The 12,065-nt window shown below is 48.3% G+C and carries 12 protein-coding genes; 10 read left to right on the plus strand and 2 right to left on the minus strand.

The window, feature by feature from the left end:
- Together Q0274_RS00850 and uvrA are read right to left on the minus strand one after the other, a co-directional pair.
- A partial coding sequence (locus tag Q0274_RS00850; RefSeq protein ID WP_298026738.1) for a hypothetical protein occupies positions 1-181 on the minus strand: 181 nt, incomplete at its 3' end.
- Between the two features lie 21 nt (positions 182-202).
- A complete protein-coding gene (gene uvrA, locus Q0274_RS00855) occupies positions 203-3,049 on the minus strand; it encodes an excinuclease ABC subunit UvrA (protein ID WP_298026741.1) in 2,847 nt (948 codons plus the stop codon).
- Between the two features lie 75 nt (positions 3,050-3,124).
- Here uvrA and Q0274_RS00860 point away from each other — a divergent pair, with 75 nt between their 5' ends.
- The 10 genes from Q0274_RS00860 (at position 3,125) to Q0274_RS00905 (ending at position 11,953) form a co-directional block, all read left to right on the plus strand.
- Positions 3,125-4,285: a hypothetical protein gene (locus Q0274_RS00860; protein WP_298026744.1), complete on the plus strand. Its 1,161-nt coding sequence runs from the start codon at positions 3,125-3,127 to the stop codon at positions 4,283-4,285.
- A 104-nt stretch (positions 4,286-4,389) separates the two neighbouring features.
- The gene (locus Q0274_RS00865) at positions 4,390-4,869 is read left to right on the plus strand and encodes a hypothetical protein (RefSeq protein WP_298026746.1); all 480 of its coding nucleotides are present in this window, start codon (positions 4,390-4,392) and stop codon (positions 4,867-4,869) included.
- Between the two features lie 73 nt (positions 4,870-4,942).
- Positions 4,943-6,217, plus strand: coding sequence for a spore photoproduct lyase family protein (locus Q0274_RS00870; protein WP_298026749.1), 1,275 nt, complete (start codon positions 4,943-4,945; stop codon positions 6,215-6,217).
- Positions 6,218-6,587: 370 nt separating this feature from the next.
- Complete coding sequence (locus Q0274_RS00875) at positions 6,588-7,256, plus strand: SDR family oxidoreductase (RefSeq protein ID WP_298026752.1); 669 nt, start codon at positions 6,588-6,590, stop codon at positions 7,254-7,256.
- A complete protein-coding gene (locus Q0274_RS00880; protein ID WP_298026754.1) occupies positions 7,243-7,749 on the plus strand; it encodes a hypothetical protein in 507 nt (168 codons plus the stop codon). The genes Q0274_RS00875 and Q0274_RS00880 overlap by 14 nt, the downstream gene beginning before the upstream one ends.
- 1 nt (position 7,750) lies before the next feature.
- A complete protein-coding gene (locus Q0274_RS00885) occupies positions 7,751-8,275 on the plus strand; it encodes a hypothetical protein (RefSeq protein ID WP_298026755.1) in 525 nt (174 codons plus the stop codon).
- Between the two features lie 88 nt (positions 8,276-8,363).
- Complete coding sequence (locus Q0274_RS00890) at positions 8,364-8,879, plus strand: hypothetical protein (RefSeq protein WP_298026758.1); 516 nt, start codon at positions 8,364-8,366, stop codon at positions 8,877-8,879.
- Positions 8,866-9,924, plus strand: a complete 1,059-nt coding sequence (locus Q0274_RS00895) for a hypothetical protein (RefSeq protein WP_298026760.1) — start codon at positions 8,866-8,868, stop codon at positions 9,922-9,924. The genes Q0274_RS00890 and Q0274_RS00895 overlap by 14 nt, the downstream gene beginning before the upstream one ends.
- Positions 9,925-10,024: 100 nt before the next feature.
- Positions 10,025-11,086, plus strand: a complete 1,062-nt coding sequence (locus Q0274_RS00900) for a hypothetical protein (protein WP_298026763.1) — start codon at positions 10,025-10,027, stop codon at positions 11,084-11,086.
- 123 nt (positions 11,087-11,209) lie between these two features.
- A complete protein-coding gene (locus tag Q0274_RS00905; RefSeq protein WP_298026766.1) occupies positions 11,210-11,953 on the plus strand; it encodes a hypothetical protein in 744 nt (247 codons plus the stop codon).
- The last annotated feature ends 112 nt before the right edge of the window (positions 11,954-12,065 follow it).

The raw sequence follows: 12,065 nt of genomic DNA on the forward strand, positions 1-12,065 counted from the left end.
GGGATTCAAAATTCAGGAATTCGGAATTTGAAACTCCAAAATTCGAGACTTCGGAATTTTTGGTTTCAAAATTCGAGGCTTTAGAATTTTCGCCGTCAGAATTCTGTTCCAAGCCCCGCTTCGGCTCCTGATGTCGCTTTTGTAGTAGCCTTTTTAATTCCTCAAGCCTGTTTTGATCCATTCTTGCCCCCGATAAGGCGTTTTAGCCCCGTTTATTTTTGCTTGCGCTCTTCATCGCCGCTAGCTCCTGCGCCAAAAATTCCCCCGTGTAGCTACCTGTCTTTTTAAAATCCTTCGCAAGCTTTTCTGGGGTGCCGCAAGCGACGATCCGTCCGCCGCCCTCGCCGCCTTCGGGCCCCATATCGATGATGTAATCGCAGTTTTTGATGACGTCCAGATTGTGCTCGATTACGAAGACGGAATTTCCCAGATCGACCAAATGATGCAGCACCGCTACCAGGCGATCTACGTCTGCAAAATGCAGCCCCGTCGTAGGTTCGTCCAGGATATATAGCGTATTGCCCGTATCGGTACGGCTTAGCTCCTTGGCGAGCTTGACGCGCTGTGCCTCGCCGCCGCTAAGCGTCGTGGCGGGTTGACCTAGCGAAACATAGCCGAGTCCGACGTCCGCGAGCGTCTTTAGCTTTTGATAAATTTTAGGCACGGCTTTGAAAAATTCGAGCGCTTCGTCGATACTCATCGCCAAAACGTCGGCTATGCTTTTGTTTTTGTATAAAATTTCAAGTGTCTGCGCGTTGTATCTCGTGCCGTGGCAAACGTCGCAGACAACGCTGATATCGGGTAGGAAGTGCATCTCGATCGTGATCTCGCCCTCGCCCGCGCATTTTTCGCAGCGCCCGCCCTTGACGTTGAAGCTGAAGCGGCCGATCTTGTATCCGCGCAGCTGCGCTTCCTTCGTCGCGGCAAAAAGCGCGCGGATCTCGTCCATCACCCCCGTGTAGGTCGCGGGATTGCTGCGCGGGGTGCGTCCGATCGGAGTTTGATCCAGATAGATCACTTTATCCAGGCTCTCAAGCCCGGAAATTTTAGCGCCCTTTACCGCGTGTACTTTCCTAGCGCGATTTAGCTCCTCAAGCGCCGTCGGCAGGATGGTTTGCAGCACCAAGGAGCTCTTGCCGCTGCCGCTAACGCCCGTGATGCCGACTAAATTTCGCAGCGGAAATTTTGCGCAAAGACCGTGGATATTATTGATATTTACGTTTTTGATACTTAGCCAAAGCTCCTGCTTGCGGTGCTTTTGGTAGTTTATCTCCTTTTGGTTATTCAGATACAGCGCGGTTTGCGTATTGCTTTTAAGTAGATGCGCGACATCTCCTGCGAATACGACCTCACCGCCTAGATTGCCAGCCCCCGGGCCGATATCTACGACGAAGTCCGCCGCCTCGATCGTTTTTTTATCGTGCTCGACGACGATTACGGAATTTCCCTTTTCTTGCAAGCTTCGCAGCGTCTTGATGAGCTTTTGCGTATCGCGCTCGTGAAGCCCGATGCTAGGCTCGTCGAGCACATACATCACACCGCTAAGACCCGAACCGATCTGGCTTGCGATACGGATGCGCTGCGCCTCGCCGCCGCTGATGGTTCGCGCATCGCGCCCCAGCGTGAGGTATCCAAGCCCCACGTCCTTTAAGAAAAATAGCCTCTCGTTGATCTCTTTTAGGATCGGCGCCGCGATCTGCGCGTCCTTTTCGCTTAAATTTGAAAACCGCTTCTCGTCGCTGAAAAATTCCACGCAGTCTGTGATACTCATATTTATCACGTCGCCGATGCCTTTTCCCGCGACCTTTACGGCTAGGCTTTCGGGGCGCAGGCGCAGCCCGCCGCAGTCGGGGCAGATTTTTTCGCTCATATAATCGTCCAGATCGCTTTCGTTCTTGAGCAGATCGTAGGCGTATTTGATCGCGCCCTCAAATTTACGCACGAGCTTATGTTTTTTCCAGTAGAAATCGATCTCTTTAACGCTGCCGTAGAGGATCAGCTTTTTTTGCTCCTCACTTAAGTTTGCGTACGGAATTTTAACGTTTATGCCGTTTGCCTCGCAAAATCCGAGTAGAAATTTATAATAATAGCTCTTGTTAAAGCCCGACATCACTTTAATCGCGCCGCCCTCGATCGAGGCGTTTTCGTTGATGATCTTGCCCAGATCGAGGCTAAATTTTATCCCCAGTCCGTCGCAGCTCTCGCACGCGCCCTTTGGGGAGTTGAAGCTAAACGCGAGCGGCTCGAGCGGCTTGAATGAAATTTTACAATCAAAGCACGCCATATGCTCGCTGTAGTGGATCAGGTTCTGCGCAAGCCCCAGCTCGGCGGTATTTGCGATCTCCACCTCAAGCTCGCCGAAGCTGAGCTTGAGCGCCTTTTCGACGTCGCTTGCGATACGGATGGAATTTTCCTCGTCGATGGTCGTGCGGTCGATGATGACCTTGATCGAGTGCTTTTTCGTCTTGCTCAGCTCGATCTCCTCATCCAGCCGCACCAGCACGCCGTCGATCTGAGCGCGCACGTAGCCCTGCTCGCGCAAGCTTTGTAGCATATCGGCGAAGCTGCCCTTTTTCTCGCGCACCAATGGCGCTCCCAAGATCACCTTTGCGCCGCGCGGCAGCTTCATAATCTCGGCGATGATGTCGCTGGAGCTCATCTTTGAGATCGGCTTGCCGCATTTGTGGCAGTGCTGCACCCCCACGCGCGCATAAAGAAGCCTCAGATAGTCGTAAATTTCAGTGATCGTGCCCACTGTCGAGCGCGGGTTTTTCGACGTCGTTTTTTGATCGATCGCGATCGCAGGCGTCAGACCGTCGATCTTATCGACGTCAGGCTTGCCTACGCGGTCTAAAAACTGCCTCGCGTAGCTGCTTAGGCTCTCGACGTATCTGCGCTGTCCCTCGGCATATAGCGTATCAAATGCCAGCGTGCTCTTGCCGCTGCCGCTAAGACCTGTAAAAACGACGAGTTTGTCCTTTGGAATTTGCAAATTTATATTTTTCAGATTGTGCTCGCGCGCGCCCGTGATGGTGATGAGATCGTTCATTTTCGCCCTTTTGTGCCAAATTAATCTTACATTATAGCTCAAATTGTTAAAATTGCGCTTTTGGAAGGGGCGGCGATGATACTAATCTGCACGGCTTTGCGCTGCGAAGCCCAAGCGATAATCGAGAGTTTTAAACTTACGCGCAGCGGCGATCTGTTCGCAGGCGAGCAGGTGCTTTTATATATCTGCGGCGTGAGGTTTGGGGCTAAATTTAAAGCGGGCGCTGCAGGCGGCATAGAAATAGAATTTAAGAGCGAACCCAGCGCGGAATTTGTTCGCCGTGCCGATACAGACGCAAAATTCGGGCGCGAGCTTCGCAAGGATCGGCGCGGCGCGGACGTAAAATTTAAGCACCGTTTGGGTGCGGGCGCGCTCTGCGGCAGTGGCGCAGAAGCTGACTCCGCGCAAAATGCGACCGAAAATTTTGAAATTTCAGATTTTGGCTCCGCGCGAAATTCAGAGCGTTTTGGTGAAATTTTATTTTCGCAGCGCGTGGACTTTGCGCTAAACATAGGCGTCTGCGGCTGCGAGGATACAAATGTGCAAATCGGCGAGGCGTTTTACTTTGACGGCACGGCAGCGCAGGAATTTTGCGGCGAGGGCGGATCGGAGCTTTATGGCTCGCAGGCGATGGGGCGCGGCGAGCAGGCTTTGAAATTTCAAAACGTTTGCGAGCGAGAATTTTGCGGCGCGAGTTTGGACGGCGGGCTGCGGGTAAATTTAATCTGCGTAAACGAGCCTAAAATTTTAAACGCAGCGCAACAGGCGAGCGCAGCAAATGTCGCAGCGATCGAGGCGTGCGTCGAGATAAAAGCACAAGCCCTAACGCAAAGGGCGAACGGCGCGGCAGATACAAAAAATTTCACGCGCGATGCGACGCGGACTGAAATACAAGGCGCGACGCAGGTCGAGGTGCAAAATTTAGAGAGCGTAAAACCCTCACAAAGCGCGGTAGGTGAGTGCAGCGCTGCGACGAATACCGCAGCACGAGCAACACAAAATACGCCGTGCACGGCAAAAGACGCTACCCGCGGGCGTGCAAGTTGCGGCGTTACGCTTTACGATATGGAGAGCTCGCTTTTTGTTAATGCTTGCGAGCGTGCGGGCGTGCCGTGGGCGATGATGAAGATCGTAAGCGATCATCTGCGCGGCGAGCGGCTTTGCAAAAGCTTCGTCTATGAGCTCGTAAAGGCGCGCCTGCCACAAATCCGCGCCGCAATAAAGAGTAAAATTTAACTATAAGAGCGTATGCAAAAAACCGAGCCGAGAGATGAAATTTTGGCTTCATACGCCGAATGTATCGCAGAATTTGAAGGTATTGCGGAGTCGCAGGAGAAACGATGAAAATAAAAGGCTCTTATCTGTATTTCGCCCTCTTGGCATGCGCGTGCGTCGCGGCTTGCGCGTATGCCGTGGCGGATTTGCTCGCGGATCCGCCCTCGTTGATCTTTTTAGCTCTTTTGCTAGTATTTTTCTGTATCGGGCTATGGCTAAAAGATGCCCTAATAGGCGTGCGCTACCTATTTTACTGCGTCTGCGTGCAACTACTCTTTGCAGTGGTAATTTTCGCCGCCCTTAAATTCCCCGCCATGGCGCAGTTTGTGCGCAGTGCTGAGATAGGCGTGGGCGGTGCGGGCATACCGCTAGGTATCGCTCTGCTCGTGCTGCCCGCGTTTTTCTGCGCCCTACCGTATTACTACCGAACGGACGTCGAAAAAATCCCACAAAAGTTTGCGCTCGGCGGAATTTTGATCCTAAACGTCGCTATTACGCTAGCTTACGCTCTCTATTTCGAGCGACTATTCTGCGGCGCGATCTGAAATTTCAAAGATTTTCAGTGACGGAGCACGAAATTTAAGTATAATTTGCAAAATTTAAACGAAGCGGAGCAAGATGACGGAGGCGAAAAAGGAGCTAGGTGCGCAGTTTGGCGTGAATCTGGACGAGCGATCGAGCGCGTTTTTGGGCGCGCTATTTGAGAAATTTCACTTTTCATTTCAGCAAAAAAAGCAGCTTGCGGAGTTTGCGAGCGATTTTGAGGCGTGGGACGAAACGCCCGTTTATGAGCTGCTTGCGGACGGGCAGTGTGGGCTAAATTTTAATAAAGCCAAATTTAATAAAGCGGGGAAAGTCCAAAGTGGCGAGCAAATTTTTAATTTCGTGCGCGAAGCCTGGCTTGAGCTAAAGTCGCGCCCGCATTCATACGCGAGCTTCACAAGCGATTACGCACCGAAAAAATTTGAAATTTCCTCCTTTCGCGCAGACCGCATCGCTTTAGGTCGCTGTCCGGTGGCGAGCGAAAACACGCGCTGCTGCAATCTGCTGACGCTCGATGCAGTCAATTCGTGCGGATTTGACTGCTCCTATTGCGCGATCGGCTCATTTTACAAGCACGGGAAAATCGGCTTTGACGAGAATTTCGCGGCAAATTTAGCGCGCCTGCGGCTCGATCCCGCGCACAGCTACCACATCGGCACGGGGCAGAGCTCCGACTCGCTCATGTGGGGCAATCGCTTCGGCATTTTAAGCGCGCTAACGGACTTTGCGGCGCGGCATCAAAACGTGATTTTGGAGCTTAAAAGCAAGTCGAATAATATCCGGTTTTTCCTGCAGCGCGAGATCCCGCGCAACCTCATCGTCACCTTTTCGCTAAACACCCCCGCGATCATAGCGAATGAGGAGCATCTAAGCGCGAGCCTGGATGCGCGGCTGGCGGCGGCGGAGGCGCTCGCGGCGCGCGGCATTTTGGTGGGTTTTCACCTCCACCCGATGGTTTGGTATGAGGGGTGGCGGAGCGATTACGGCGCGGTTTTTGAGCGGCTGCTGCGCAGCTTCGATCCAAGCAATGTTGCAATGGTCTCGCTCGGCACGCTTACCTTCATCAAACCCGTCGTAAAAAAGCTGCGCTCTCGCGGGCTACGGAGCAAAATTCTGCAGATGCCACTTGCAGACGCGAACGGCAAGCTGTCCTACCCGCTGCAGATCAAGCGCGAGCTTTTCAAATTTGCCGCGGACGCGCTTTCGCCGTGGCGCGAGCGAGTGTTTTTCTACCTCTGCATGGAGGATGCGAGCCTGTGGCGCGAGGTTTTGGGGCACGAGTACGAAAGCAACGACGCGTTTGAGGAGGCGATGAAGGCGGCGTATTTCGCAAAGATACGGCAGCGCTAGACGCGCTGTTTATCGCAGATGTCGCGGCCTGTATCGGCTCGCATGCGGCACTGAGAATACGGCGTGAAATTTAGCGGCGAGCGAGCGATTAAAATTTAGCGGCACGCCCGGCTTTATAAAATTAAATTTTATAAATCGTGCGGGGCGGGCACAGCGAGCGTCGATGAAATTTTACAAAGCGGCGGCGCAGCAAAACGCCCGCGGGCTAAATTTAAAATTTTACCCGGCGCAGGTCGCGGTGCGGATTGTTTAAGTTGCACAAATTTAGTGGCAGATACGGCGCGAACAAAGAAAATTTTAGCGTAGGAAAATTTACTCGGCGCGCAAAACTTAACGCGCCGAAGCGGCATGAAAATTTAAAGGAGAAAAGATGAAAGCATTGATCACGGGCGCAAGCGGCGGTATCGGCAGCGCGGTTGCGGAGCTTCTGCGACAAAACGGCTATGAAATTTTAACGCTAAGCTCGCGCTTCGAGGATACGGACGCGCTAGTGAAGGAGTGCCGCGCACTGACTGCGGCGTGTGAGATTGACGCGCTGATTTTATGCGCGGGTACGACGAAATTTGCGCCGCTTGAGGCGATGAGCGAGAGTGAAATTTTAAAAATTTTAAACGTAAATCTTGCCGCAAACGTCATCATCACGCGTGCGCTTTTACCGAATTTAAAGCGCAACCGCGCCCATATCATCGGCATTAGCTCGATCGAGGCGCTGCGAGCGAGCCGCTTTAGCGCGGTTTATAGCGCGAGCAAGGCGGGGCTGCGGGCGTTTCTGCTCTGTCTTTTCGAGGAGGCGCGCAAGCAGATCGGAGTAAGCTGCATCAACCCTGACATCACCAAAACGCCGTTTTACGAGGATTTGAGCTTCGAGCCTGCAGATGATGAGGCGAGCTTCGTGGACGCGGGAGAGATCGCAAATTTTACGCTGCAAATTCTGCGCACGAAGTCCAATGTAAGCGAGTTTACGATCCGTCCGCAAATCGTAAATCTGCGGAAAAAATCAAAATTTAATCGCGAAGGAGACGAGCTTGAAAATCGGTAAAAGTCATGTTTTTGTGCTAGCTGTGGCGCTTATTATTATTTATGCCGCGTTCGTAAGCGGTAGCGGCGGGTATTGTAGCGCGAGAGAATTTTTTTCAGACAGGCACGACGAAGAGGATGACGCCTGCATCGCTAAGCTGATAAAGCGCGCAGACGCGGGTAATATATATGCGGCAAATCGGCTAAGATATCCGCACGAGGCGTATATCAAGCGCACATGCAAAAAGGAAGTGGAGAGCTTGGGCGAGCGCGAAAGATATTATTTTGAGCTCTACATCCAAAATCGCTGCGAAGCTTGGGGCTTTGAAACGCCCAAATCAAAGGGCGGAAAAGCAGGTACGATGAGCGGCGACGGTAATTTAGCGCGAGGCGATGCAAACGTTACGGACGGCGAGGGAAATTTAACGCGCAAAGGTATGGATACAATCCGCAATGAATCAGGCGCGATCAAAGGCGATATAAATTCTATGGGAGGGTCAAATGTCGGGCGATAAAGTGAAATTGAAAGCCAGTAAAAGTCAAATTTTTTTGTTAATCGTAGGGGTTGTTATTCTGTGCGCTCTATATATAAAAATCAGCAGCTCGTGCTGCAATGTGAGAGAGGTATTTTTGGGCTATGGCGAAGAAGACGATGCCTGCATCGCTAAGTTAGTAAAGCAAGCGGATGCCGGCGATATCCTAGCGGCAAATAGACTAAGGTATCCGCATGAGGCGTATATTAAGCGAGTGTGCGAAAAGGGGGTGAAAAGCTTAGGCGAGCGTGAGAGATATTATTTCCAAGATTTTCGAGGAGATCGCTGTGAGAATTTTGGCTTTAAAACGCCCAAATCAAAGGGCGGCGAAGCAAACACGACGAGTAGCGGCGGTAATTTAGCGCAAGACGATACGAACACAACGGACGGCGAGGGAAATTTAACGCGCGCCGAGGCAAACAACGGCGAAGTTGGCACCGCGAGCAACAAGGCGGACAAGACGAAGCGCGAAGGAAATTTCACGGAAGAGCAAAATGCTGGGCGATAAGATTAGCTTTGAGGACGATATCGTAAATTTTATGTCGTTGGTTAAATTTGTGAAAAAATGAGTTAAAATTTATTACTCAAGGAAAAACATGGTAAAAAAGAGATCTTTAAAAGTAAAAGGAAGCATATCTATTGCCATAATCCTGCTTTGGATTTATTTTTTGATTACGACGCTGGGCGGTGATAGATACTGTGGCATATGGGATTATATCTCAAATAGTGAAGAGGATGACGCCTGCATCGCCAAGCTGATAAAGCGAGCGGACGCGGGTAGTGAATTGGCGCTCAATCGGCTTAGATACCCTAGCAAGGCGTATATCAAGCGCGTATGCGAAAGAGGAGTGGAAAACTTAGGCGAGCGAGAGAGATATTATTTCGAGCGTTTAGGTGTAGATCGTTGCGAAGCTTCAAATTTTAAAGATAACGAAGCAAACACGACGAGTAGCGGCGGAAATTTAACGCGAGGCGATACGAACGCAACGAGCGACGAGGGAAATTTAACGCGCACCGAGGCAAACAACGGCAAATCTGACACTACGAGCAGCAAGGCGAGCTCGATAAAGCGCGAAGAAAATTCTACGGGAGAGCAAAATGCTGGGCGATGAAAATTTAGAAAAATTTTTCTCAAAAATCGACGCGGCGGAGTTTGGAATTTCGGCAGATACAAAGCTTGCTTCAAAAAATCCCAAGCTTGCAGGAAGCGCGAGAGATGGGAACAAGGACAAGCCCTTAAAATCACAAGGCGGCGCGGAATTTTGCGGCGTACAAGCATGTTCTAGCGGCGCGCGGCAAGCTGAAATTTTAAAATTTAATGCCGAGCCGCCGTTTGATGCCGAGCAAGTGCGTCTTGATACGGAGCAAGCACATTTAAAATTTAACGTTCGTCCATCGCAGTCGGAGCCGGGCGTCAGACAAGCGCTTGCGTTTGATGCCCATCCGTCGCAGGCACAGTTTGACGCCGAGCGAGCGCAGGCAAAGATCGAAAATTTTATGCGCGATCTGCTGCAAAACTATGTGCTTTGCGTAAGCGGTGCGGAATTCGCCTTCGCGGAGATTGAGGCATATTTCACGGGCGCGGATCGCAACACCTACAAGCGCACGTCGCGGGCGGGCGAGATATTTTTTCACAATTTTGGCTTTGACATTTCGTTTCGCAGCGTCCCGCAAAGCGGCGGCGGGATTTTGGTGCGAAGCCTGCGCGTTCTAAGCGGCGCAGAGCTTTTGGCGGGCGGCTTACCGGGTTTGACGGGCTACTTACCCGGCTCGGCAGGCGGCTTGCACGGCTTGGCGGAGAGCGGCCAGCTCGGTTCCGCCGCCCCGCTCATACAAAACGGCGATTTTATCGCGGGTCCGCGCAAATGCATGGGTAAAATTTTAAATCTGCAAACGCAAAATTTAAGCTTTTCTTTAAAGTATGCGCCGAAAATAGCGCGTGCAGCGAGCTTTAGCAACCGAATCCGACGGGGCGAGATCGTAAATGAAGCGAATCTGGACGCAAATATGCCAAGCGGTGCAGCGGGTGCGGCGGGTGCGGCGAAGCTTGCGAATGAGCCGCGCAGGCTTACCAGCGAGGAGTTTGAGGCATATCTGAGCGCGGGCTGCGCTGCGGCGAAAACATATAAAAAATCGCTGCAAAGATATGAGAGCTAAATTTTGATCAAACGGCGCGCAGCGGGCGAGCGGTAAAATTTAATGAGCTTTAAGCGGCGGCGCTATAAAATGGCGCATCCATCAAATTTAAAGGCGGCAAATGGATCAAAGCAGGCTTGAGGAATTAAAAAGGCTACTACAAAAGCGGCATCAAGAGCCGAAGCGGGGCTCGGAACAAAATTCTAACGGTGAAAATTTTAAAGCCCAAAATTCTGAAATCCAGAATTCCGAAACCTTTAATTTTGAAGTTTCGAATTCTAGAACCTTGAATTTCGAAGCCTCGAATTTTGAAATCCTGAATTCTGAACCTCCGAATTTCGAATCTCTGAATTCCAAAGCACCGAATTCCGCTACTAACGATTTAAATTTAGAAGCCAAAGCGGCTCAGTATTCTGCCTTTGAAAACAACGCAGAGCAGCAAAATTTTATCTCGGATGATAGCGGCTCTTTGCAGCAGAATTCCAAAGCCAGGGATTACGATAAAGATCCGATAGCAATCAAAAATTATGAAAAATTTTTTGTATATTCGTCTTTAGTCCTATTATTGCCGATCTCTACGCTACATGTATTTTTAATTATAGATTTTATAAATCATGATGATATTGACATAGTTCAGTATTTTGCTATTTTATTCATTCTTTTACTATCTACGGTTATAATATCCATATTTACCATAATCTGCCCTAGACAAGAGATAAAATTCACAAACAATTATATAGAATTTATTAGCGACGACTTAGTTGAAAAACGCTGCGAAATTGACGAAAACGCTTTATCTTTAAATTTCTCTATCGGAATTTTGGCAAGTTCATATGAGATAGGAAAATCTGAAAAGATATTTTTGTACTTTATCGCTATTTTTATATGCGTAACATGGTGGGATATATTTTTTATAGCGGTATTTTTTACATATTTATTCGGGTTTTTATTAAATTTTATACTTTATCTGTTTATAAATAGGAATTTAAAAGGGTTTAGGGCTCTGCCGTTTATTAGGATTGCACGCCCCTCATATGGCAGATGGTTTAGGAACAAACCCGTTTATCCAAGATATTATCTCGTTTATCTCTATAATCAAAAAATTTATGATGAAATTAAAGAATATTTTTTACGAAAAAGCGTAAACATAAATAACGTTAAGAAAGATTATTTGTTTATCTAACTAGGAGGATAAAATGACGAGGGAAGAGGTCGCGAAGAAAGAGTCAGGCAACGCGTATAAAAGTCTTTTGTCAAATTAAGCTATTATAAATTTATATCTATTTTTAAAAAGGTGCTTGAAATAATGGAAAATTATAATAAACAAAAAGGCAGAGATTACGATAAAGAGCCGATAATAGTAAAAAATTATGAGAGGCTGCTAATATCTACAATTACATTTCTATACGCGCCTATGATTTTAGGTGGATATATTCTAAGCATATGGGATTTAATTTTTTCAAAACACCATATATCGATGATGGAAATAAGCTCTAGCGTTATATTTGGAATTTTTATAGCGATAGTATTGAGACTTATTTATAGCTGCTGCGTAAGCAATAATAATCGAAAAATCTACTTTATGAATAATTCTATAGATTTTTATAATAACGGCGAGCTTGAGAGAAGGACAAATAACCTTCATTTAAATTATGTGATAGGCAGACCATTTTGGGGATATTGCAACGATGATAAGATTCGTCGCTTCATTTATAATATTATTATAATTTTTTCTATTGCAGCCCTATCGTTTCTATCATCGCAAATTTTATTATTCTTCATTTTTTCAATACTTTCTGCAATCTTTTTGAAAATATTTTTTCACTTTTTAATTGTAGGCAATTTTAAGAATTTTTCATTCTTTTCTGCAATTGTAGTAGATTATCCGCATTACGAGCGAGAGAACACTTATTACTTAAGCTCTATTCTATCGGCAAAAAACTATTTAATTTGCATATATGATGTGGAAAGGCTAAACGAAATAAAAGAATGGTTTTTGATTAGAAAACATATCGATATTGATAAAATAGAAAAATATTATCTTAGCTAAAGCGGGCGGTTATGGATACAAGGAACAAAGAAGCTAGGGTTAGAGACTACGACAAAGATCCGATAATAATAAAAGACTATGCTTTTTACGACTATATGAAATATTCCACGAT

The sequence above is a fragment of the uncultured Campylobacter sp. genome (genome assembly GCF_937973075.1).
In the GTDB taxonomy this organism is placed as follows: domain Bacteria; phylum Campylobacterota; class Campylobacteria; order Campylobacterales; family Campylobacteraceae; genus Campylobacter_B.

Bases quoted from the DNA above. Each gene is read 5' to 3' on its own strand.
- uvrA (WP_298026741.1), bottom strand. From the start codon at position 3,049: ATGAACGATCTCATCACCATCACGGGCGCGCGCGAGCACAATCTGAAA.
- Q0274_RS00860 (WP_298026744.1), top strand. From the start codon at position 3,125: ATGATACTAATCTGCACGGCTTTGCGCTGCGAAGCCCAAGCGATAATC.
- Q0274_RS00865 (WP_298026746.1), top strand. From the start codon at position 4,390: ATGAAAATAAAAGGCTCTTATCTGTATTTCGCCCTCTTGGCATGCGCG.
- Q0274_RS00870 (WP_298026749.1), top strand. From the start codon at position 4,943: ATGACGGAGGCGAAAAAGGAGCTAGGTGCGCAGTTTGGCGTGAATCTG.
- Q0274_RS00875 (WP_298026752.1), top strand. From the start codon at position 6,588: ATGAAAGCATTGATCACGGGCGCAAGCGGCGGTATCGGCAGCGCGGTT.
- Q0274_RS00890 (WP_298026758.1), top strand. From the start codon at position 8,364: ATGGTAAAAAAGAGATCTTTAAAAGTAAAAGGAAGCATATCTATTGCC.
- Q0274_RS00895 (WP_298026760.1), top strand. From the start codon at position 8,866: ATGCTGGGCGATGAAAATTTAGAAAAATTTTTCTCAAAAATCGACGCG.
- Q0274_RS00900 (WP_298026763.1), top strand. From the start codon at position 10,025: ATGGATCAAAGCAGGCTTGAGGAATTAAAAAGGCTACTACAAAAGCGG.
- Q0274_RS00905 (WP_298026766.1), top strand. From the start codon at position 11,210: ATGGAAAATTATAATAAACAAAAAGGCAGAGATTACGATAAAGAGCCG.